The sequence below is a fragment of the Geomonas limicola genome (assembly GCF_014193675.1).
GTDB classification, from domain to species: Bacteria; Desulfobacterota; Desulfuromonadia; order Geobacterales; family Geobacteraceae; genus Geomonas; species Geomonas limicola.
On the sequence record NZ_BLXZ01000003.1, the window covers coordinates 356351 to 378026 of the forward strand.

The following is a 21676-nucleotide window of genomic DNA, read 5'->3' on the forward strand; positions in this document are numbered from 1 at the left end:
CCCCTCAAAGCCGTCAGCCCCTTAAGTCGAGCGCAACAAAAAGGGGAGACCCGCTCCCCCTTTCTCAGTTAACGACCTTTCTTGCCGATTTCACAGCCGATCTTGCCGGCGGCGATCTCCCTCAGGGAAACCACCACGTTCTTGTTGGCACCGCGGTTGTCGATGAGCGGGCGGGCGCCCTTGAACAGCTGCTTGACCCTCTTGCTGGCCAGCATGACGAGGAGAAAGCGGTTATCCACTTTTTCCAGACAATCTTCTACGGTAACCCTTGCCATAGTAACACCTCTTTGTCGTGGTATCGTGTCGTTTTTTCTAGATATTGAACTGCGCCGACAGCCCCTGGATGACCCTGAAGGACCGGCACTGTTCGGCGACCAGTACGCTTTTCAGCTGTTCCAGCGCCACGGGGAACTCGTCGTTTACGATGATGTAGTCGTACCAGCGCGATTCCTTGATCTCGCCCGCGGCATTCTGGATGCGGCGCTCGATCACCTCTTCGGTATCGGAGGAGCGACCGTTCAGGCGCCGCCTGAGCTCTGCGATGGAGGGGGGCAGGATGAAGATGTAAACGCCTCCGTCGAAGCGTCCCTTCAGCTGCTGGGCTCCCTGGCAGTCGATGTCCAGGATCAGGTCGATCCCCTGGGAGCGGCATTCCTTGAGGGTGGCGAGCGATGTGCCGTAGAGGTTGCCGTGAACTTCGGCCCACTCTGCGAATTCCCCGGCCTGAACCATCCGGGAGAACTCCTCCTTACCCACAAAAAAATAATCACGACCGTGCACCTCACCGGCTCTGGGGGCGCGCGTCGTGTAGCTGACAGAATGCCGCAACTCCGGGAATTTGTCAATAATTTCCTTGCAGAGCGTGGTCTTGCCGGCACCGGAGGGGGCCGAGATGACAAAGAGCACTCCTTCGCGTTTCATGGTTCCCTCCGTTTCGGTCTACTCGACGTTTTGCACCTGTTCGCGGATCTTCTCGAGTTCGCCCTTAAGCTCCACCACGCTGGCGGCGATCTCGGCGTCGTTGGCCTTGGAGCCGATGGTGTTCACCTCGCGGTTGATCTCCTGCAGGAGGAAGTCGAGCTTGCGCCCCACGGGCTCGCTGCGCTCGAGGGTCTCGTCGAACTGGCGCAGGTGGCTTTCCAGGCGCACCAGCTCCTCGGTGATGTCACACTTATCGGCCAACAGCGCCACTTCCAGAGCGACCCGCTCCTCGGGGAGCGCGCTCTCCTGGGTGAGCACCTGGATCCTCTCCTTAAGCTTCGCCGCGTACTCCGCCACCACCGACGGGGCGCGCTTTTCCACCCGGCCGATCAGCTCGGCGAGCGTCTCGCGGCGCTTTCTGAAGTCGGCGCGCAGGCTCTCCCCCTCGAAGCTGCGCATCTGGTCCACCCGGGCAAGACCCGCCTCGAGTGCCTCGACGAGCTCCGCCGGGATCTCCTCGAGCGACGCCTCGGCCTCGGCACTTACCGTGATGACGTCGCGCTGCGAGGCGATGAGGGCAAGATCCACCTCCTGATCGAGCCCCAGGGCCTCGCGGATGCTGGAGAGGGCGCGGTAATAGCCGCGCGCCAGCGGCAGGTTCGCGGTGGGAACGCCGGCCTGTGCGGCCGACTCCAGCTGGATGAAGACGTCGATCTTGCCGCGGTTCAGCTTCTCGGCAACCCGTTTCTTGATCTCGTTTTCAAACGGCATCAGGGCGCGCGGCAGCTTCACCGAGATCTCGCCGTAGCGGTGGTTCACGCAGCGCAACTCCACGACGAGGCGCCCCCCCGCATAGGCCGCCTCACCCTTACCGTATCCCGTCATGCTCTTGATCATCAGGTCCTCCGGGGCGAGTGCCCCCTAGCGTTTAGCCTCAAAGAGTTTCTTCTCCCAGCGCCAGGCATCTTCGACGATGGTGGTGAGATCCGCGTAACGCGGCGTCCAGTCCAAAAGGGTGCGGATACGGTCCGCGCCGGCCACCAGGTTGGGCGGGTCGCCGGGGCGGCGCGGCCCTTCCACGACCTGGAAATCCACCCCGCTCACCTTCTTCACCACCTCGATCACCTCGCGGACGCTGCTCCCCTTGCCGTACCCCACGTTGATGGTGCTGGAATCGCCCCCCCGGGACAGGTAGTCGAGCGCCCTCAGGTGCGCCGAGGCCAGGTCCTCGATATGGATGTAGTCGCGGATACCGGTGCCGTCGGGGGTGTCGTAGTCGGTACCGAAGATGGAGACCGAGTCGCGCATCCCGAGCGCCGCCTGGCAGCAGACCTTGATGAGGTGGGTGGCGTCCGGGGTGCGCTGCCCCATGCGGGCCTTGGGATCGGCGCCGGCCACGTTGAAGTAGCGCAACGCGACGTAGGAAAAGCCGTGGGCAAAGGCGGCGTCGCGCAGCATCCACTCGCTCATCAGCTTCGAGGTGCCGTAGGGGTTGATGGGCACGGTCGGCGTCGCCTCCGAGGCCTCGCCCCCTTCCGGGATGCCGTAGACTGCGGCGGTCGAGGAGAAGATGAAGCGCTTCACCTGGTGCTCGACGCAGGCCTCAAGGAGGTTCAGGGTGTTGCGGGTGTTGTTGCCGTAGTACTTAAGCGGCAGGTGCACCGATTCGGGGGCCACGATCGCCGCGGCGAAGTGAAGGACGCTTTTGCAGCCGGTCTCCTTGAGCACCCGGCCCAGCCGCTCCCGGTCCGCGAGGTCGCCGACGATCAACCGCTCCCCGTGTATCAGCGCATCGGCCGAACCGGTGGAAAGGTTGTCGTACACCACAACCTCATGCCCTGCCTCGGAAAGCTGCCGCACCACGTGACTGCCAATGTAACCGGCACCTCCGGTCACCAGTATTGCTCCCATCGGGTCCTCCTCGTTCAGTGGCATGCGCGGTAAAACGAAACAAGGGCCTAGCCTTTGGACTAAACCCTCGCGTCTGGCAGCTCCTACCGGTAGCGGTTCCCGATCCGGAAACCCAAGCCGTGCCGGCTGGCAGCTGCAAACCGCCCCGTCGTGCAGGATCAGACATCCCGCAGGACAAGTATTAGTTCGACATATATAGCACTTGGACCCGCACCATGCAACATCAAATCTGTAGTGAGACAGGGGTACGCCGGGTTGAGACGCAGCACGATGAGCGAACGAGAACCGGAGTGTGGAACACAAACCGCGTGACGATTCAGTTCCCGATGCGGCTGTCCTTGCTCCAGGCTATGCGCAACTCATAGGGGAGGCAGCGGTTGATATTGAGTACTTCTGCGGCGAGGACCTGACTGTGATAACGGACGGAGAATTCTTCCAGACGGGTTTTCAGCTTGAACAGAACGTCGAAGCTTTGGTGGCGTAGATATTCCCGATGCAGAGCCATGATCTCGTCGAAGACCCGCTGGGTCTCCGTTTCGCTGGCGAGGTCGGGTTCCCCCGTCATTTCCAGGGCTTCTGGAGCACTCCCAAAACAGCGACTGCGGGCCTCCTCGATGAACGAGTCGAGCGTCTCAGGATCGATATGGTACTTGCCGCTGCCAATCCCCAAGATATGCTTCTGCATTTCCCACCCCACGAATCATAACAATTGAAGTATTCAAAGTAAAATGCGGCACGCCAGAGTCTGGAAAAAGGCGTTACTCTCGGAAGTTCCGAAACGTCTGACGTTGGATGACTGCAGCCCAGCATGTGTACTTACCCGCGGCCCCAGTTCTGACAGTGGGTTCTCGTACTGAGACAGTCTCCGCGCCGTACACAAAGACATATCGGTGAACGGCGTTGCAGACTTTAATAATTATTGTTGTTTTTGGCGGGCCAGGTAGTTTCGGACGAGAAAGGCCGGGTCCCGGCGGGACGGCGGCCTTAAAGGAAGGTTGCAGGGCTGATGAGGGGGAGGGCCGGGAGCGGGGCGGAAAGCTTTCGGCGGGCGCAGGGGCTTGACACCTGGCCGGACAATGGTTACAATTCGTTAATCAAAATTTTCTGGAGGAATAGTGCAGTGAGCAAGGTAAATCCATTCGACTTGGCCTACGAACAATACCAACTCCTCAAAGCGAAACTCACCTCGACCGGAGATCCCAGGGAAAAAAACCAGATCTTCAAAAGACTCCTCAATCTGCTGGCAGTGATGGAGTTCCTTACCTCTCTTAACAAGGTCCCCTGAAAGACGAAGGGCAACACAGCGGTCCCCGAGACAGCCTGCACCTGCAGGCTATTTTTTTGCCGCGTCCAGGTCGAGGCTACTCAGCAACTCCCGGAGTGCAGTGAGGGTGTAGGGCTTTTGCATGAATCCCGCCAGACGCTGCCCGGGGAACTTGCCGGTAACTTCCTGCTCGGTGAAACCGCTCGAGAGTACCACCCGCACGCCGGGGTCCAGCCGGACGAGCTCCCGGAAGGCCTCCTCACCGTTCAGGTTCGGCATGGTGAGGTCCATGAGCACCAGGGAGATCTCTTCCCCGTGAGCCTGGTAGCAGCTAAGCGCTTCCTCCCCGTCGGCCGCACAGATCACGGTAAAGCCCAGTTCGTGCAGCAGTTCCCGTCCCACCTCACGCACCGTTTTCTCGTCGTCCACCAAAAGCACCGTCCCGCTGCCGCGCCAGGTCGGCGAGACCTCGGCCTTTGCCTGTTCGCAGGCGCTCTGCCGGCTGGCCGGAAGGTAGATCCGGAACAAGGTCCCCCTCCCCGGCTCGCTTTTCACCGCGATGGCACCCCGGTGGCCGCGCACGATGCCGAGGATGGCCGCCATCCCCAACCCTCGCCCGGTGAACTTGGTGGTGAAAAAGGGCTCGAAGATCCGCGCGAGCGTCTCGGGATCCATGCCGCACCCGGTGTCGTGTACCTCGAGGAAGTCGTAGAGGCCCGGCGGCAGGTCGTCGTTGAGCCAGGTACCGGCCAGGAGACTGCGGTCGCACTCGAGGCAGCCGGTTGCGATGGTGATCACCCCGTTGTGCTCTTCGATCGCTTCGGAGGCGTTGATGGCGAGATTCATCACGATCTGGCGCAACTGGGTGGCGTCCGCCACCAGGCAGGGGATCCCCTCGTCGAGCTCGAAACGCAGGGTCACCTTCTTGCTCAGGGAGACCTCGAGCATCGCGGTCATGTCCCTGATCAGCCGGTTCAGGTCGACGGCCTGCAGTACGAAGTGCCCCTTCCCCGAATAGGCGAGCATCTGGCGGGCCAGGTCGGCTGCCTCGTCGGAGGCGCGTTCGATCTGCTCCAGGTGATACTGTGCCGGGGAGTCGGGAGGGAGCCGGTGCAGGGCGAGGCTTGCATTCCCCATGATGGCCAAGAGGATGTTGTTGAAGTCGTGCGCGATCCCCCCCGCCAGCACCCCCAGGCTCTCCAGTTTCTGCACGTGCAGCATCTGCTGCTCCATCCTCAAGCGCTTTTCCTCCGCGCTTTTAAGCTCGCTCAAGTCGGTCACCGTGCCGACCATGGTGACCAGGTCTCCCCCGCCGCTCACCACGCGCCGGGCCGTCAGGTACCCCCAAAACAGCGAGCCGTCGGCGCGACGGTAGTGGCGCTCGGTGCTCAGGCATTCGGTGGCACCGGTGAAGAGCCGGTCGAGATGCTCCGCGGCAAGCTCCATCTGGTCCGCGCCGACCAGGGTGAGATAGTCGCTCCCCAGGAGCTGTTCCGGGGGAAGGCCCAGCATCTCCGCCATGCGCGGGTTGGCGAAGCGCACCACCCCCTGGTCGTCCAGTTGGATGATCCCCGCCTGGGTCACCTCGAAAAGTACCCGTAGGGTCCGCTCGCTCTCCTTGAGCGCCTCCGCCGCCTGCTGTTGCTCGAGCCTCGCGCGGTGCAGGTCTTCCTCCACCAGCTTGCGCTCGGTGACGTCGCGAATACTGCTCAGACAGGCCGGAAAGCCCCGGTACGCGATGATGCGTGCCGTCACCTCGACGAGGCGGCGCTCGCCGTTTTTCAGCCGGTGTTCCGATTCGAAGACGGCACTGCCGGCAGCGAAGATCTGTTCCAGCCTCGTGAGCACCGGGACCTCGCGGTTACTGCTCAAGTCGGCGAGGTTCAACTCGAGCAGTTCCTCACGACTCGAGCCGTACCAGCGCCAGGCAGTCTCGTTGGCGTCGAGGATCTTCCCACCGCGGTCCAGGACCAGCACCGAATCGCTCACGCTGTTCAAAAGCTCGGCCCGAATGGCAAGCTCCTGCTCGTGGAGCTTCTGCATCGTGATGTCCCGGTTGGAAATCCGGCGCCCCTGGTAGCTCCCGTTCAGAAAAACCGGCCTGCAGGCGTGATGGATCCAGCGCTGCGTACCGTCGCGCGCGACGATCCGGAACTCGTGGGCACCCGCACACCCCTCCGGTTGCAGCCGGCTTTGCCGAACATGCCGTTCATAGGCCTCCCGGTCCTCGGGGTGCACCAGCCGAACCAGGAGTTCCGGGTCCTCCAGAAAGGAACCGGGGGGATAGCCGGTATGGTCCGCACAGGAAGGGGAAACGTACCTGAGTCCACCCAAGGAGTCGGTCCAGTACTCCCAGTCCTGGGTCCAATCGCAGATGGTCCGAAACTTCTCCTCGCTGGCCCGCAGTTCCTCCTCGTAGCGGCTCCGTTTCCGGAAGCCGGCGGCGATCCCGACGCTCCCGGCGAGCCAGAGTGCCAGGTAGCCGGTTACCAGGTTGTTGCGGGTCTGGGCCTCGGAGGCGAGGTAGGGGGCGAGGGGGATGGCGATGGTGATCCCGCCGCGCACGTCGCCGGTACGGTACCCCTGGACCCCGTGGCAGGAGAGACAGGGCGGCAGGGTGGTGAAGCGTGAGATGTAACGCAGGTAGGGCTGGCCGTTGATGCGGGAGAGCTGGGTTCGCTCGGTCGCCCCCTCGTGGATGAAGGCGTCCAGTGCCACCCGCTCCCAGTCGTCGGGGGCGTTGGCCGGGTTGAGCGGCCGGTCGCTGACCAGCTTGCTGATCACCGGGGTGGCGGAAGAGTGCCGGATTGCCTCGAACACCATGCGGGTCATGTAGGCGGGGTTGACCAGGGTGAGCTGCTGGCCGTCCTCGGTGCGCAGGTCGCGGCGGGGCGTCGTCAGGTAGGGGTTGGGGGCGACCTTGTCGGCCGGCGCATACACCCCGCCCAGCCGGGCCGCCCACCCGCGGTAGAACTGGTTCAAGAGAAAGTAGTTACGCGCCTCGCTCTCGGCCTCTTTCAGGGTGTCCCGGTGGTGGTAGTAGAGTGTCGTCAGGGTGAGCGCCACCATGAAGGCGGTCCAGGCGGCGACGTAGCCGATCCCGTAGCGGGTCAGCGAAGCGGCACATTTCCTGATGCGGGATATTTTCCCGGCCCGGGAGGCCGGTGGAGAAATGGACAACTGAGCACCTCGATTCCGTGGAGAGGATCGCCTGTGACATACCACGTATCGGGCTGCAAGTGAAAATATTTTAGATTTTTGTGGTGAAGATCAGTAAAGGCTGGCGCACAGGGAGGCCCATCGCTCGGTGCCGGGGGAACCGGGCACCCGGCGAGCGCCAGCCAGGATCAGCGGGAGTGCAGCCGTTGTTGACCGCCTCCCTTATCCGGTTAATACATTAACAAATCCTTACTATAGCAATGACGCCAGGATCAGCAACTGCCCCGCCCCCGAAACTGGCGGCCTCACCCCTTTTTTTTCCGGCCAAGGCTGTTAACATTACCTGGTTGAATGAATTTAATCACATTAAATACCAGGTACTGTTACTAGTTAATGAAACTCCCACCGCGTTTTCCCCGACCAGGAGCCTCCAGACCATGCACGAATCCATCGTCGTCTTCTCGCACCTGCGCTGGGACTTCGTCTATCAGCGCCCCCAACACCTCCTGGCCCGCATGGCCAAATGCCGACCGATCATCTTCATCGAAGAGCCGATCCACCGCGAAACGAGCCACGCCGAATTCGAGCTGAGCCGGCCGGAGCCGGGAGTCCTGGTCTGCAAGCCGGTCACCCCCAGTTCGCAGGCCGGCTTTCATGACGACCAGATCCCCTGGATCGCGCAGCTGCTGCAGGAACTATTGGCAAATGAGGGGATCAGTCGCTACCTCGCCTGGTTCTACACCCCGATGGCGCTGCCGCTGTTGCGTCACTTGAAGCCGCAGCTGGTGGTCTACGACTGCATGGACGAACTCTCCGGGTTCCTCAAGGCCCCGCGGCAAATCACCCAGCGCGAGGCCGCCCTCCTGAAGACGGCCCACCTGGTGTTCACCGGCGGCCGGAGCCTCTACGAGGCGAAGAAAGGGTTGCACCCCGCCGTGCACTGTTTCCCCAGCAGTGTCGATGCCGCGCACTTCGCCCGGGCTCTGGATCCGAGCCTGGACCACCCGCTGCAGCGCCCCCTGCCCCGCCCCCGTCTGGGGTTCTATGGCGTCCTGGACGAGCGGCTCGACCTCGCGCTGGTGCACGCCCTGGCCACCACGCACCCGGCCTGGCAGATCGTCCTGGTGGGCCCGGTGGTCAAGATCGCCCCGGAGACGCTCCCCAAGGCCCCCAACATCCACTACTACGGGAAAAAGGAGTACGCCGAACTCCCCGCCTTTCTCTCCGGCTGGGACGTCTGCATCCTCCCCTTTGCGCTCAACGAGGCGACCCGTTTCATAAGCCCCACCAAGACCCTCGAATACATGGCTGCCGAAAAACCGGTGGTGAGCACCCCGATCGCCGACGTGGTACGCCCCTACAGTGATGTCGTCTTCATCGGCCGTACCATCGCCGAGTTCATCAAGGAGTGCGAGCAGGCGCTCAGGCAGGACGACGAGCAGAAGCGTCGCATGGTGGCCGGCATGCGCCGCATCCTCGCCAGTACCTCCTGGGACAGCACCGTGGAGGCGATGAACACCCTGATACGGGAAGCGCTTGACAAAAAAACCACCCGGCAGCGTTGACGATAAGTACCCACCAAAGAACCAGAAAAAGCCCCGTTCGGGGCTTTTTTCGTTGCCAGGGTTCGGCGATTTGCCCAGTCGTGGGCGCTACGGAAAACAGGGGAGCGCCGCGTCCCTGAAGTAGCGCAAGAGCGCGTCCTCCAGGTCGGGGAGCGCGGCGCCGCGTACACTGACAAGCGGGACGAACGCGGGACGCGGCGCAGGGAACTGGAAGCTTGCCGCGAGCTGGGGGAGGATCCCTTCCGGGTCGAGTCCTGCCAGGGCCGCGACCCGGCGGGCGAAGTCGGCCCAGCTCACCGTCCCCCGGTTGGACAGGTGCCAGATGCCCCGTTCCCGGTCCAGCAGCAGGTCGAGACTCGCACTCACCAGGTCGGGGACGTAGGTGGGGGAGACGTAGAGATCGCTTGCCGCAGCGACTGGCTGTCCGCGACGCAGCTCGCGCAGCGTGGCCGTGACGAAGTTGTAGTCGTCCCAGGGGCCGAAAAAGGCGCTGGTCCTTACCACCAGCGCCTTAGGGTGGAGTGCGAGCACCCGTCGTTCCGCCTCCGCCTTGCTGTGACCGTAGGTGTTAAGGGGCGCCACGGGGTCATCTTCGTGGTAGGGGGATCCCTTCTCGCCGTTGAACACCATATCCGAAGAGAAGGTGAGCAGCGCCACCCCACGCCTATCGCACTCCGCCGCCAAAAGCGCGGGGCCGGCAGTGTTCTCGCGGTAGCAGTTCTCCTGGTCCGACTCGGCCTGGTCGATACGCACGAACCCCGCGCCGTTCACCACGGCCCAGGGGCGGAAGCGGTCCAGGGCCTCGGCAACCGACTCGGGAGAGGCGATGTCCAGCTCCTGGCGGCACAGCAGCCGGTAGTGGATGCCGCGCTGCTGGCAGAGCCGGGCGAAAGCCTGTCCCAGGGTTCCGGTCTTGCCGGTGATCAGGACCCCGCAGGCTGCCGCAGCGTCGAAGTGGCGCGGCAGCCACCCGGCGGGGCGGCACTCGGGGAGAAAGCGCTCCGGGCGGCGCCACCATCCCGGCGCGGCGAGGCAGGGATCGCTGAGCCTGCCGGTCAGCACGAGCTCCCGCAAGGCGGCACCGATGGCGGTGCGGCGCGGCCGGGGCCCCCGGATGTCGAAGGCCCCCGGCTCGTAGAAGCCGGCCTGCCGGGTGAACAGCGAATTCCAGTCGAACGAGCCGAGCAGGGCCCAGCTGGTCACCGCCTCGAGCGCCACCCCCCGGCGCCGCAGGGTTATTGCGGCCTGCCATGCCTCGTTAAGCCAGCGCAGCTGTTCCTCGCGGCTCGAGCCCAGGTGCACCTCGGTGATGGCCAGCGTCCTGCCGTAGCGCGCCCATACCTCGCCCAGGTGTTCCTCGTGCCCCACGATCCCCTCGGGCCGGACCCGGACCGCCTCCACGTCGGCGTAGCGGTCCCGGCCGTTGCCCCCCCTCAGCCACTCCGGGTAGCGCTCCAGGCGGTGATCCAGGAACCGGTCGCTGGTCAGGTAGTAGTTCACCCCGATGACGTCAGGGGGACAGGGGTACTCGCAGAGTTCGTTCAGCTCCGCCGGGGTCGCGCCGTGCAGTTCCAGCCACCACCTGAGCGGGTGCTGCTGGGTCACCCTGCCGCAGAGCAGGTCATAGCTGAGCCAGCGCCGGTAGTTTTCGAATTCGGCCTGGTAACCAAGGCGCCCGGTGGCGAAGGTGCGGCCCAGGTCCTCCGTGGTGACCAGCCTGGCCTGCGGGTTCACCAGGCGGATCGCGCGCATGGCGCGGGCTATGGCGCGACACTGCACGAGCAGGGCACGCACGAAGCTCAGGTCGTCTGTGGCGTGGGGGTACCAGTGTCCGTAGAGGGCGCTGAAACGGGCGGTGGTGAGCGGTTCGTTGATGGGGGTGTAGGCGGAGATCCAGGGGTAACGGCGGGCTACCTGGGCGGCGAAGCGGGCGAGTTTTCCGGGGAAACCGGCATCGAGCAGGCTCGTGTAGCACGGGCCGCTGCCGTGGTGCAGCAGTCCCGCGATCGGTTCGATCCCCAGCTCCCTGAGCCTTGTCAGGCGTTCATCGCACCAGGACCAGTCGGTCTCGTCCGCGGCGCGCGGCGCCACCAACTCCCAGAGTACCGGGTAGCGCAGTGTCTTGATCCCGAGCCCCGCGATGAGATCGAGATCTCCCGGGCGGGAGAGATGGCCGCTTAAGGCCAGCTGGTTTTGGTAGCTGTCCCGCACGCGGTTCACGGTGCATTCTATGCCGCCCCACAATGCGGGGAATTCGGGCAAGTTGCTGCGGGCTTCCATGACCACCTCGCGGAAACTACCGGCGGGGAACCAGCAGGGTCCCCAGTTGCCCCTTCTCGCGGTACCGGGCCAGTACCAGCTCGCCCAGTTCCGCCCCCCTCCCCTCCCGGACCAGCGCGACACAGGCGCCGCCGAAGCCGGCTCCGGTGAGCCGGGCGCCGAATACCTCCTGCTCCCCCTGCAGCAGCTGCACCAGAAGGTTCAGCGGGGGAATGGAAACCTCGAAGTCGTCCCTCAGGCTTCTGTGCGAGAAGTTCATCAGCTCGCCGAAGCGCCGCGCGTCCACCCCCTGAGCCGCCTCGAGGACGCGCAGGTTCTCGGTGACCACGTGTCGGGCGCGCCTTTCGAGTTCTTCGGGGAGTGCCGCCAGTTGGGCCGGATCCTGAACGTCCCTGAGCGCCGGCACCCCGAGGAGCCGGGCGGCCTCCTCGCACTGGCGGCGCCGCTCGTTGTAGCCGCTCTCCTCGAGCCGGCGCGGCACGCCGCTGTCCAAAACCAGCAGCTCGGCCCCTTGGGGGAGCGGCAAGAGCCTGCGCTCCAGGGTCCGGGTATCGAGAAAGAGCATGTGGTGCTCGTCGGCGAGGCTTGAGGCCATCTGGTCCATGATCCCGCAGTTGACCCCCGCGTACTCGATCTCCGCTTTTTGGGCCAACTGGGCTACCCGCACGTCGTCCAACTCCAGCCGGAAGAGTTCGCGCAGTGCACGCAGTACGGCCACCTCGAGCGCCGCCGAACTGGAGAGCCCGGACCCCATGGGGACCTGGGAGTCTACCTTCATGAGCACCGGCGGGATCCCGGCACCGCCGTCGCGCAAAAGACGCAGGCAGCCGTGCAGGTAGGCGGCGAAACCGGGAGGGACCGCCCCGGCCGGCTCGCAGTCGACCCGCTGCCCCAGGTCCTCGGCGACGAAATGATCCAGGCGGTCGGGGCTCACCGCGATCTCCACCCGGGTCGTTTGCGGGATGGCACAGGGGAGTACGAAACCGTCGTTGTAGTCGGTATGCTCGCCGAGCAGGTTCACCCGTCCCGGGGCCTGGGCGACGGCCTGCGGGGTGACGCCGAAGAGTTCCAGAAAGGATCGAGGCATGGGACGCAGCTCCATGGCCTAGCGTTCCAGCACCTGGGGCCGGGGGGTGCCGGCCACCGGCGCCGTGGGCCAGGCGGGGTCGAGGGTGAGGTTTTCCAGGCCGCTCTCGGTGATGAGGAGGGTGTCCTCGACCTTGGCACCGACGAGGCTCGGGTTCCAGGCCACCGCGCTGCCGACGGCGAGGGTCGCGCAGCTGTCGGGGGTGGCGATCACCTCGCGGGAGAGGTAGCCGGTGCTCCCCCCCTGGTGGTGTTCCCGGATCGCCTCGGGGTGCCCGAGCGCCGCGTACCCCTTGGCGAGTTCCCCGTACACGGTGCGCAGCCGGGTGCCGGGGCGCGAGAGCTCGAGGGCGCGCGCCTCCACCTGCTGGACCAGGCGGTGCCGCTCCAGGCTCGCCGCCGGGAGTGCCCCGAAGCTTACGAAGCGGGTGAGGTTCGCCCAGAGCCCGAAGCCCCGGGCACAGAAGACCAGCATCGCCTGGCGTCCCAGGGGGGCGCTGGTCGGCATCGGGTGGCGGTAGAGCTCGAGGCGCCGCTCGCCGGCCGCCATGACCAGCCCCGGTTCGAGCCCCCGCCGCAAAAGCGCCTGTGCCCCCGCCCCCGCCAGATCCAGTTCGCTCCACTCGGGGCGCGCCAGGTTCAGGACCTCGGTCATGGCGAGCGCCGCCTGGCGCCCCACCTCCCGGTAACGCTCCTGCTCCACCGGCAAGAGGCTCCACCTGGCATGCAGCAGTTCCTCGGGGAGCGGGTCCTCTCCCGGCACCGGCCGGTCCGAAAAGACCCGGCACCCCTGGGTCAGCTCGCGCACCAGCGCCTCGCGCGCCTCGTGGTAGGCCCACGGTATCGGGCGGACCGGGAACCCCACCGGGAGCTCCTCGTCCATAAGGCGCGCCGCCTCGATCTCGTCGGTGACCACGCAGGCCCCCTGGGGGGTCACCAGCACCTCGGCGATTCCCGTCTCCGCGGTCAGCAGCACCGCGCTGGAGCCGCCGGCAGTGATCCAGGCAAACCAGTCGATGCCGCGCAGGCGCGCCGTCCCCCCCTCGCCGATAGCCCGCTGCACGCAGCTGACCTTGTCCTGAACCTCCTGGTGCCGCGAGGGCCCGCTCATAGGGTCACCGCCACGGCCCGCAATTCCTCGGCCTTTTGTTCGGGAAGGGCGTCGTTCGCGAACATCCCGGCGGCGAGCTCGGTCCCCGCCAGGTACTTCAGGCGGTCACTCGAGCGGTACGGGGGGAAGAACTCGGCGTGCAGGTGCGACTCGGGGTGCGGTTGACCGTCCACCGGCCCCTGGTACCAGGCCATCAGGTAGGGGAAAGGACGCTGCCAGAGCCCGTCGTACTTGAGCAGGGTGGTCTTGAGAGCCCGGGCCAGGTCGGCACGCACCGGCGGGGTGAGCGCCCGGAAATCAGGCACCGCCTTGATGGGGGCGAGCCAGACCTCGTAGGGGTAGCGGGCCCAGGCGGGGACGAAGGAGACGGCGTGCTCGCCGCGATAGATGACCCGCGTGTCGGCCGCGAGTTCCGCGGCGATCAGGGTCTCCAGGAGCGGTTTCCCCTTCTTCTCGAGATGGCTCTTCTCCTGGTGGTTCATGCGCTTGGGGACCGGGGGGATGAACGGGTAGGCGTAGATCTGGCCGTGCGGGTGGTGCAGGGTGACCCCCACCTCCACCCCCTTGTTCTCGAAGGGGAGCACGTACTTGATCCGCGGGTCCTGGGCCAGCACCGCGGTGCGGCTCCCCCAGACCTCCATGAGGAGTTCCAGGTGATCGAGCGGCAGCCCAGCCAGCGAAGCCGCGGGATCCTTGGCGAAGACCACCACCTCGCACTTCCCCAGTCCCGGCATGGTCTCGACGATGTTCTTCGGGGCGTCGTGCGCCAGGGGACTCAGCGAGGGAAACCGGTTGTCGAAGACCGCCACCTCGTAGTTCCCCTGGGGGAGCTCGGTCGGGTTCTCGGGATCAGTGGTGACCGCCAGCGGGTTGTACTCGGGCGGCGGCATGAAGGTGCGCCCCTGGCGGTAGCTTGCATAGGCGATCCACTCGCCGCGCAGGGGGTGCCAGCGCAGGTGCGGGTTTGCCTCCAGCGGTTCCCGGTTCGGGCTCGGTACCGGGCCTGCCACCTCGATGGGGCGCCGGCCGTACAGGGTCAGGCTGCGCCCGTCGGGTTTGGTCAACTCTTGCCGGTAGAGCATACGACCTCCGGGTCCCGGCCGGCAAAAGCCGGCGGGAGAAGGCTAAGCATCCGTTGTCGTGGGGATTATCCATCGTGGATCAGACACTCTCCCAGGAGAGGGCCCCCTGGGCCCGGGTACCGCGCACCGCCTCCGCGATCTTCTCCAGCGGGATCTTGGGTGTGCGGTCGGCGAAGAGCAGGCCGTTGGCCTCCTGGAAGGTGTCGGCGAACTGGGTGTAGCAGAAGCCGCTGAACATGGCGGTGGTGCGTGCCACCTCGATGAGGGTGAGCACCACCCGCTCGAACTCCTCGATGTCGTCGTGGCGCACGTAGCCCCAGGCGCTGTGGTGCAGCTCGTCCACCGGTCGCACGTAGGCCACCCCGCCGAATTCGGTGAGCATGATCGGCTGGCCGCGGTGCGGGAAACCGTCCAGGGTGAGGATGCGGCCGCCGGGGCGCCGCCGGTCGAAGAGTTCTTCCGGCTTCACCTGGGGACCGTAGCGCTCGCGCAGGGTCTGCGGGTTATGGTCGTAGTCGTGGATGCCGATGATGTCGGTTGCCGAGCTCTCCCAGCCGTCGTTGCCGATCACCGGCCGGGAGGGGTCCAGGGTCTTCGAGAGGTGGTAGAAGGCATGCACGGCGTCGCGGTGCGGCTGGCTCGCGGTCAGGTCGGGGACCCCCCAGGACTCGTTGAAGGGGACCCAGACGATGATGCAGGGGTGGCTGTAGTCGCGCTCGATGGCCTGGATCCACTCGCGCATCAGCCGCTTGATCGAGCGGGTGGTGAAGCGGTAGGCGCTCGGCATCTCGGACCAGACCACCAGCCCCAGGGTGTCGGCCCAGTAAAGGTAGCGGGGGTCCTCGAGCTTTTGGTGTTTGCGCACGCCGTTGAACCCCATGGCCTTGACCAGTTCCACGTCGCGCCTAAGAGCCTCGTCCGAGGGTGCGGTCATCAGCGAGTCGTGCCAGTACCCCTGGTCCAGGACCAGGCGCAGCGGGTAGAGCCGGCCGTTTAACAGGAAACGGTCTCGATGCACCTTCACCGAGCGCAGCGCGGTGTAGGAGAGAAATTCGTCCAGCACCTGCCCCCCCTGGGTGAGCTTCACCTGGGCATGGATCAGACGGGGATGCTCGGGGGACCAGAGCAGGTCGTTTCGGTAGTCCTCGATTCCCGGATCGGCGAGCGCCAGCCGGCGGTGCATCTGGTCCCCGATCAACCGGTAGCGGTCCTCGACCAGGAGCTGGTCCGCCGTGGTGAGCTTCACGTAGAGCTCCATGTCCTCGGCGATCTCCCCCTCGATGAGCGCCTCGAAACCGACCTCCCAGCGCTCCAGGTGCGGGGTCCAGCGCACCCTCTTCACGTAGGTCCTCGGGACCGTCTCGACCCAGACCGTCTGCCAGATGCCCGTGGTACGGTGGTACCAGATCGAGTGCGGCTCGAGGGACCAGTCCTGCTTGCCGCGCGGTTTTTCCAGGTCCTCGGGATCGTCCTCCACCTGCACCGTGATGCGCTGGTTTCCGGAGGGATCGAGGGCATGGGTGATGTCGATGAAGAAGGGGGTGAAGCCGCCGCTGTGCCGGGCCACGTGGATGTCGTTGACCCAGACCAGTGCGTGGTAATCCACCGCTCCAAAGTGCAGCAGCACCCGTCCCGCCTCGGGAATCTGGTACTGGAACTCCCTGCTGTACCAGCATTCCCGGTGAAAGGTGGTGTCTTCGATGCCGCTTAGTTTGCTCTCGGGTACGAAGGGGACCTCGATGGTCAGCGGCCACTCCTTGATGTCTGCCGGCACCCGGTAGCCCTTGCCGTCGGCAAAGGTGAACCGCCACGGACCGTTCAGGGAGAACCAGTTGGAACGCTGCAACTGTGGACGCGGGTAGTTCATGTGCGAGGCCCTCGGCGTTAATTTTTATAATTATAGGATGCTAACATGCGTCTCATAATTTTCAACCGATCCCCTGAAGCCAGACCAGCCGCCATTCAAGCAGCGCCGGGCGAGCGGGGAGTTGTCTCTTTATTAGTGAGAAGACAAAACGCGAACGTTTTTTCCGGTTGCCGCTCAGCAGGCTCCCCGAAAAAAGGGCAGCCTGCGCTGCCCTGAAGTCCTGACTATCACCGACACCTGAAAGCGCCACCCTCATCGAGTTACTTCTTCCTGCGCAGCTCGGGCACCGGGTGTTCCCCGGCAAGCTCGAAACGGTAGTCCTGGCCATTCTTTTTCCGGTTCTGCTTGATGACCTCTTCGCTGGGGGCTCCCTTGTCGTTCAACAGGTGCTGGACCTGCTGGTAACGCTCGTTCTCGGGAAGCTGGTCCGGCGGGCCGATCTCGGTCCCCACCGCGGTGTACTCGACCTGCGTCGCCAGGATGCCGCGCACGTACTCCACCTGTGAGGCGAACTTAAGCGGTGCGGGGAAGGTCTCCGGCACCACCTCCGCGACGTCTACCCCAAGCTTCTCGGCCACCTTGCCGAGCTGCTGCAGGTGGGTGAGCTCCATCCCCAGGTGCAGTTCCCAGATCGGCTTGACGTGGCGGTCCTGCTCCTCCTGCAGGAAGGACCAGTAGAGCCAGGCCTCGTTGTACTCGTGCAGCAGGGCGTTCTCGATCCAGGGGGTGTCCGGATCCATCAGGGCGCCGTACTGGGTCACGTGCTGTTCCTCGATCATCGCGATCTCCTGGTAGAGCCCGCGCCCCAGCTGGTCCTCGAGGATGTTCCCCAGGTTCATGTAGAAGTTCATGGTCTGCTGCTCGCCCGCCACCAGGGTGAGGATGTAGAGCTTGGTGAGCGGGTCCGCCATCATCCGGTCGCAGGGCTCGCGCACGTCGTCGAAGGGGTGCCGGTGCTCCTTCACGGTCGGCCGCCCCGGGGTGATCTCGGTGTACTTCCCGACCAGCTTTTCCGCCTTGATCCCCTGGGTCAGCTCCAGGAGGTTCGCGTAGCGGTACAGGTGGTCGAAGTCCTCCAAAAGGCCGAAGTCGAAGACCTGCTTCACGTAGGGATCCGGCACGTTGGCCGCAAGAAACGCCGTCAGGTCGACGGCCACCTGCTCGTAGCCGATGGTGGTCTCGATGGGGGACTGGTCCCCCGGGCAGAGCCAGTTGATGGTCTTTTGTTGCTGCTGTTCCACCCGCCGGGTGAGCGCCAGCTGCTTCTTCAGCTCGAGGTCGGCCAGGTTGCGGGAGAACTGGTGCGAGAAGAGCGCCCCCTCCACCTCGATGCCGTTCATCAGGATGATCCGGGCCTTGGTGTAGGGGTGGGTATCCCCCTTGTTGAACGGCTTCACGTTCAGCTCGGACCAGTTTCTCAGCTGCTTGTCTACCGGGACACCCCGCTCCTTGAAGGGATTAAAGCTCATGAGAACCTCCTTGCCTGGTTAAGATTCGCTAATTCTATGTCGCCATCACACCCCCGTCAATCGCTCCTACAGAAGTTTGCTCCCAGCGTTCCTCATTGACAGGCATCAACGATTAGGTATCTTTAACATTTCAAAACAACCAGGAATGTTTACCGGGGAAAAACACCAGCAAAGCCGGGTCTGTTTGGTGGTTTCCAAACAGCAGGAAAACCAAGCGACAGGGGGAAGGCTCATGAGCGGCAAAATGAAAACAATGGACGGCAACACCGCAACGGCCTACGTCGCGTACGCCATGAGCGAGACGGCAGCCATCTACCCGATCACCCCCTCTTCCACCATGGGCGAGGTGGCAGACGAGTGGGCCGCGCAGGGGCGCCAGAACATCTTCGGGCAGAACCTTCTGATCCGCGAGATGCAGTCCGAGGCAGGTGCCGCAGGGTCGGTGCACGGCTCCTTGGTGGCCGGTGCGCTCACCACGACCTTCACCGCCTCCCAGGGCCTTCTCCTCATGCTCCCCAACATGTACAAGATCGCCGGTGAACTGCTCCCCGGCGTCTTCCACGTCTCGGCCCGCGCGCTTGCCACCCACGCGCTCTCCATCTTCGGTGACCACCAGGACGTCATGGCGGCCCGCGCCACCGGGTTTGCCCTTTTATGTTCCTCGTCGGTGCAGGAGTGCATGGACCTCGCGCTGGTCGCGCACCTGGCCGCGCTGGAGGGGAGCCTCCCCTTCCTGCACTTCTTCGACGGGTTCCGGACCTCCCACGAGGTGCAGAAGATCGAGGCGATCGAGTACGAGGAGATGGCCCGTCTGTTAAACCGCGACAAGCTCGCAGCCTTCCGGAGGAAGGCGATGAACCCGGAGCACCCGGAACTGCGCGGCACCGCCCAGAACCCGGATATCTATTTTCAGGGGCGCGAGCGCTCCAACCCCTACTACCTCGCCCTGCCGGAGATCGTCACCCGCTGCATGGACCAGGTGGGCAGCCTCACCGGCCGGCGCTACCGGCTCTTCGACTACGTGGGCGACCCGCAGGCCGAAGCGGTGATCATCACCATGGGCTCCGCCTGCGAGACCATCGAGGAGGTGGTGACCCACTTCAACGCCCGCGGCGAGAAGCTCGGGCTCGTCAAGGTACGGCTCTACCGCCCCTTCGACAGCACGGCCCTCTTTGCAGCACTCCCCGCCTCGGCCAAAAAGGTCACGGTGCTGGACCGCACCAAGGAGCCCGGCTCGCTCGCCGAGCCGCTCTACCTCGACGTCTGCACCGCCTTCCTGGAGCGCGGCGGCACGCTCCCCGAGCTCTTTGCCGGGCGCTACGGGCTGGGTTCCAAGGAGTTCAGGCCGGTGCACGTGAAGAGCATCTTCGACAACATGAACGGCTCCCCGGGCCTGAAGCACTTTACGGTGGGTATCGAGGACGACGTCACCAACCTCTCCCTCCCCGCCGCAGCGACCATCTCCACCACCCCCGAGGGGACCATCCAGTGCCGCTTCTGGGGGATGGGCGCCGACGGCACCGTGGGGGCCAACAAGGCGGCCATCAAGATCATCGGCGACAACACCGACCTCTTCGTGCAGGCCTATTTCGCCTACGATTCCAAGAAATCGGGGGGGATCACCGTTTCGCACCTGCGCTTCGGCAAGAGCCCGATCAAGTCCACCTACCTCGTGGACAGCGCCGACTTCATCTCCTGCCAGCAGTCGGCCTACGTCGAGGTCTACGACGTGCTCGAGGGGATCAAGGAGGGAGGAACCTTCCTCTTGAACTCCCCCTGGAGCAGCACAGCGGCCCTCGAGGAGCATCTCCCGGCCAGCATGCGGCGCACCATTGCCGAGAAGAAAATCCGTTTCTACAACGTGGATGCCATCGCCATTGCGGCCCAGGCCGGCCTGGGCGGCCGCATCAACATGATCATGCAGACCGCCTTCTTCAAACTCTCGGGGGTACTCCCCTTCGATCAGGCGGTAGAGCTCTTGAAGGATTCCATCCGCAAGGAGTACGGCCGCAAGGGGGAGCAGGTGGTCGAGATGAACCTGAAGACGGTGGATCTCGCCGTGGAGAGCCTGGTGGCCATCGACTACCCCGACTCCTGGCGTGCGGCCGATGACCAGCGCGGGCTGAACTTCCGGCTGCACCAGCAGATGCCCGCCTACATGGCTGAGACCATCTTCCCCATCCTGCGCCAGAAGGGGGACACCCTGCCGGTCTCCTCCTTCGCCCCCGACGGCGTCTTCCCGGTTTCCACCGCACGCTGGGAGAAGCGCGGCGTCGCCATCAACGTTCCGGAGTGGATCAAGGAGAACTGCATCCAGTGCAACCAGTGCTCCTTCATCTGCCCCCACGCCACCATCCGCCCCTTCCTGGCCAGCGCTGAGGAGCTCACCGGCGCGCCGTCAAGCTTCGAGACCCTCGCCGCGACCGGCCGCGAGGTGAAGGGGCACCGTTTCCGGATCCAGGTCTATCCCCTGGACTGCATGGGGTGCGGCAACTGCGCCGACATCTGCCCGGCGAAGCAGTCGGCCCTGGTGATGAAGCCGATCGAGACCCAGGCGAAGCTCCAGGAGGAAAACCGGGCCTTTGCGGAGGCCCTCTCCCCCAAGGGGCACCTCGCCAAGCGCACCACGGTGATCGGGAGCCAGTTCCAGCAGCCGCTCCTCGAGTTCTCCGGCGCCTGCTCCGGCTGCGGCGAGACCCCCTACGCCCGGCTCGCCACCCAGCTCTTCGGCGAGCACATGATGATCGCCAACGCCACCGGCTGCTCCTCGATCTGGGGTGCCTCGGCGCCGGTCAGCCCCTACTGCACCAACCACGAGGGGCACGGCCCTGCCTGGAACAACTCGCTCTTCGAGGACGCCGCCGAGTTTGGCTACGGCTACCACATGGCCTTCGCCCAGCGCCGCGCCAAGCTCGCCGAGCAGGTACGCGAACTCCTCGCCGGGGAGGTTACCGGGGAGCTCGCCAACGCGCTTGGTGCCTGGCTTGAGGAGATGAACCATCCCGAGCAGTCCCGGCGCCTGGCGCGCGAGCTGAAGCCGCTCCTTGAGAAGGTCGCCGGGGACGGGCGCTTCCGGGAGCTGGCCGAGGCGGCCGACCTCTTCGCCAAGAAGTCGATCTGGATCTACGGCGGCGACGGCTGGGCCTACGACATCGGCTTCGGCGGCCTGGACCACGTGCTTGCCATGGGCGAGGATGTCAACATGCTGGTCATGGACACCGAACTCTACTCCAACACCGGCGGGCAGTGTTCCAAGGCGACCCAGTTGGGGGCAATGGCCCGTTTTGCCGCGGCCGGCAAAAAGACCGCCAAGAAGGACCTGGGGCGCATGGCCATGAGCTACGGCTACGTCTACGTTGCCTCGGTGGCCATCGGCGCCGACAAGAACCAGACCCTGAAGGCGCTCGCCGAGGCGGAGGCCTACCCCGGGCCGTCGCTCGTCATTGCCTATTCCACCTGCATCAACCAGGGGCTCCGGAAGGGGATGGGGAAATCGATCGAGGAGTCACTTCTGGCGGTGCGCTCCGGTTACTGGCCGCTCTACCGCTACAACCCGCTCCTGCGCAGGGAAGGGAAAAACCCGTTCATCCTGGAGTCCAAGGAGCCCGACGGCACGCTGCAAAGCTTCCTCTCCGGCGAGGTGCGCTACGCGGCACTCGCCCAGTCGCACCCGGAGGCAGCCCGAGAGTACCGGCTCAAGCTGGAGGAGGAGGTGAACGAGCGTTTCCGGATCCTCAGGGACATGGCGGACTGGCAGCCGAGCAAGGGGGACGTCCCGAAGGGGGGCGGGCGCAGCCACGAGCACGTCCCGGCCGAGGGGGGGGCCGCCGAAGAACCGGCACCGGTCTGCATCAGCGCGACCAGCGACGCCCGCTACAGCCGCCCCACCATGCCGGAGGACGTCTGCGACGACGGGCGCTCCGGCATCGACAAGAAGCTCGACGAGTAACCAAGGCGCCCC

At 65.0% G+C, this 21676-nt stretch carries 14 protein-coding genes; 2 read left to right on the plus strand and 12 right to left on the minus strand.

Annotation, left to right across the window (positions count from 1 at the left end):
* Positions 1–68 precede the first annotated feature (68 nt).
* The 6 genes from rpoZ to H7688_RS08790 form a co-directional block, all read right to left on the minus strand.
* A complete protein-coding gene (gene rpoZ, locus H7688_RS08765; RefSeq protein WP_012531643.1) occupies positions 69–275 on the minus strand; it encodes a DNA-directed RNA polymerase subunit omega in 207 nt (68 codons plus the stop codon).
* Positions 276–312: 37 nt separating this feature from the next.
* Entirely contained in the window at positions 313–921 is a 609-nt protein-coding gene (gene gmk / locus H7688_RS08770) for a guanylate kinase (RefSeq protein WP_183360694.1), read from the minus strand.
* Between the two features lie 18 nt (positions 922–939).
* The gene (locus tag H7688_RS08775) at positions 940–1818 is read right to left on the minus strand and encodes a YicC/YloC family endoribonuclease (protein ID WP_183360695.1); all 879 of its coding nucleotides are present in this window, start codon (positions 1816–1818) and stop codon (positions 940–942) included.
* 24 nt (positions 1819–1842) lie between these two features.
* The gene (gene galE / locus H7688_RS08780; protein WP_183360696.1) at positions 1843–2832 is read right to left on the minus strand and encodes a UDP-glucose 4-epimerase GalE; all 990 of its coding nucleotides are present in this window, start codon (positions 2830–2832) and stop codon (positions 1843–1845) included.
* 316 nt (positions 2833–3148) lie between these two features.
* Positions 3149–3517 (minus strand): hypothetical protein, encoded by a 369-nt coding sequence (locus H7688_RS08785; protein WP_183360697.1) that lies wholly within the window; start codon positions 3515–3517, stop codon positions 3149–3151.
* Positions 3518–4165: 648 nt separating this feature from the next.
* The gene (locus tag H7688_RS08790; RefSeq protein WP_246329755.1) at positions 4166–7276 is read right to left on the minus strand and encodes a hybrid sensor histidine kinase/response regulator; all 3111 of its coding nucleotides are present in this window, start codon (positions 7274–7276) and stop codon (positions 4166–4168) included.
* 416 nt (positions 7277–7692) lie between these two features.
* Here H7688_RS08790 and H7688_RS08795 point away from each other — a divergent pair, with 416 nt between their 5' ends.
* On the plus strand, positions 7693–8820 hold the full coding sequence (locus H7688_RS08795; RefSeq protein WP_183360698.1) for a glycosyltransferase: 1128 nt from the start codon (positions 7693–7695) through the stop codon (positions 8818–8820).
* Between the two features lie 87 nt (positions 8821–8907).
* Here the strand turns inward: H7688_RS08795 and H7688_RS08800 are convergent, their stop codons facing one another.
* The 6 genes from H7688_RS08800 to H7688_RS08825 all read right to left on the minus strand — a co-directional run bounded on the left by H7688_RS08800 (position 8908) and on the right by H7688_RS08825 (position 17715).
* Positions 8908–11100: a sugar nucleotide-binding protein gene (locus H7688_RS08800; protein WP_183360699.1), complete on the minus strand. Its 2193-nt coding sequence runs from the start codon at positions 11098–11100 to the stop codon at positions 8908–8910.
* Between the two features lie 16 nt (positions 11101–11116).
* A complete protein-coding gene (galK, locus tag H7688_RS08805; protein WP_183360700.1) occupies positions 11117–12187 on the minus strand; it encodes a galactokinase in 1071 nt (356 codons plus the stop codon).
* An 18-nt stretch (positions 12188–12205) separates the two neighbouring features.
* On the minus strand, positions 12206–13297 hold the full coding sequence (locus H7688_RS08810; RefSeq protein WP_183360701.1) for a M24 family metallopeptidase: 1092 nt from the start codon (positions 13295–13297) through the stop codon (positions 12206–12208).
* The gene (galT, locus tag H7688_RS08815) at positions 13294–14379 is read right to left on the minus strand and encodes a galactose-1-phosphate uridylyltransferase (protein WP_183360702.1); all 1086 of its coding nucleotides are present in this window, start codon (positions 14377–14379) and stop codon (positions 13294–13296) included. The genes H7688_RS08810 and galT overlap by 4 nt, the downstream gene beginning before the upstream one ends.
* A 79-nt stretch (positions 14380–14458) precedes the next feature.
* Positions 14459–16246: a glycoside hydrolase family 2 protein gene (locus H7688_RS08820; protein WP_183360703.1), complete on the minus strand. Its 1788-nt coding sequence runs from the start codon at positions 16244–16246 to the stop codon at positions 14459–14461.
* 260 nt (positions 16247–16506) lie between these two features.
* Entirely contained in the window at positions 16507–17715 is a 1209-nt protein-coding gene (locus H7688_RS08825) for a hypothetical protein (RefSeq protein ID WP_183360704.1), read from the minus strand.
* A 244-nt stretch (positions 17716–17959) separates the two neighbouring features.
* On the opposite strand from H7688_RS08825, the gene nifJ reads away from it, so the two are divergent.
* The gene (gene nifJ / locus H7688_RS08830) at positions 17960–21664 is read left to right on the plus strand and encodes a pyruvate:ferredoxin (flavodoxin) oxidoreductase (protein WP_246329756.1); all 3705 of its coding nucleotides are present in this window, start codon (positions 17960–17962) and stop codon (positions 21662–21664) included.
* Positions 21665–21676 lie beyond the last annotated feature (12 nt).

Excerpts from the sequence above, each read along its gene's own strand:
- nifJ (WP_246329756.1), top strand. The coding sequence starts at position 17,960 with ATGAAAACAATGGACGGCAACACCGCAACGGCCTACGTCGCGTACGCC.
- rpoZ (WP_012531643.1), bottom strand. The coding sequence starts at position 275 with ATGGCAAGGGTTACCGTAGAAGATTGTCTGGAAAAAGTGGATAACCGC.
- H7688_RS08810 (WP_183360701.1), bottom strand. The coding sequence starts at position 13,297 with ATGAGCGGGCCCTCGCGGCACCAGGAGGTTCAGGACAAGGTCAGCTGC.
- H7688_RS08795 (WP_183360698.1), top strand. The coding sequence starts at position 7,693 with ATGCACGAATCCATCGTCGTCTTCTCGCACCTGCGCTGGGACTTCGTC.
- H7688_RS08820 (WP_183360703.1), bottom strand. The coding sequence starts at position 16,246 with ATGAACTACCCGCGTCCACAGTTGCAGCGTTCCAACTGGTTCTCCCTG.
- galK (WP_183360700.1), bottom strand. The coding sequence starts at position 12,187 with ATGCCTCGATCCTTTCTGGAACTCTTCGGCGTCACCCCGCAGGCCGTC.
- H7688_RS08800 (WP_183360699.1), bottom strand. The coding sequence starts at position 11,100 with ATGGAAGCCCGCAGCAACTTGCCCGAATTCCCCGCATTGTGGGGCGGC.
- H7688_RS08825 (WP_183360704.1), bottom strand. The coding sequence starts at position 17,715 with ATGAGCTTTAATCCCTTCAAGGAGCGGGGTGTCCCGGTAGACAAGCAG.
- H7688_RS08785 (WP_183360697.1), bottom strand. The coding sequence starts at position 3,517 with ATGCAGAAGCATATCTTGGGGATTGGCAGCGGCAAGTACCATATCGAT.
- gmk (WP_183360694.1), bottom strand. The coding sequence starts at position 921 with ATGAAACGCGAAGGAGTGCTCTTTGTCATCTCGGCCCCCTCCGGTGCC.
- H7688_RS08775 (WP_183360695.1), bottom strand. The coding sequence starts at position 1,818 with ATGATCAAGAGCATGACGGGATACGGTAAGGGTGAGGCGGCCTATGCG.
- galE (WP_183360696.1), bottom strand. The coding sequence starts at position 2,832 with ATGGGAGCAATACTGGTGACCGGAGGTGCCGGTTACATTGGCAGTCAC.
- galT (WP_183360702.1), bottom strand. The coding sequence starts at position 14,379 with ATGCTCTACCGGCAAGAGTTGACCAAACCCGACGGGCGCAGCCTGACC.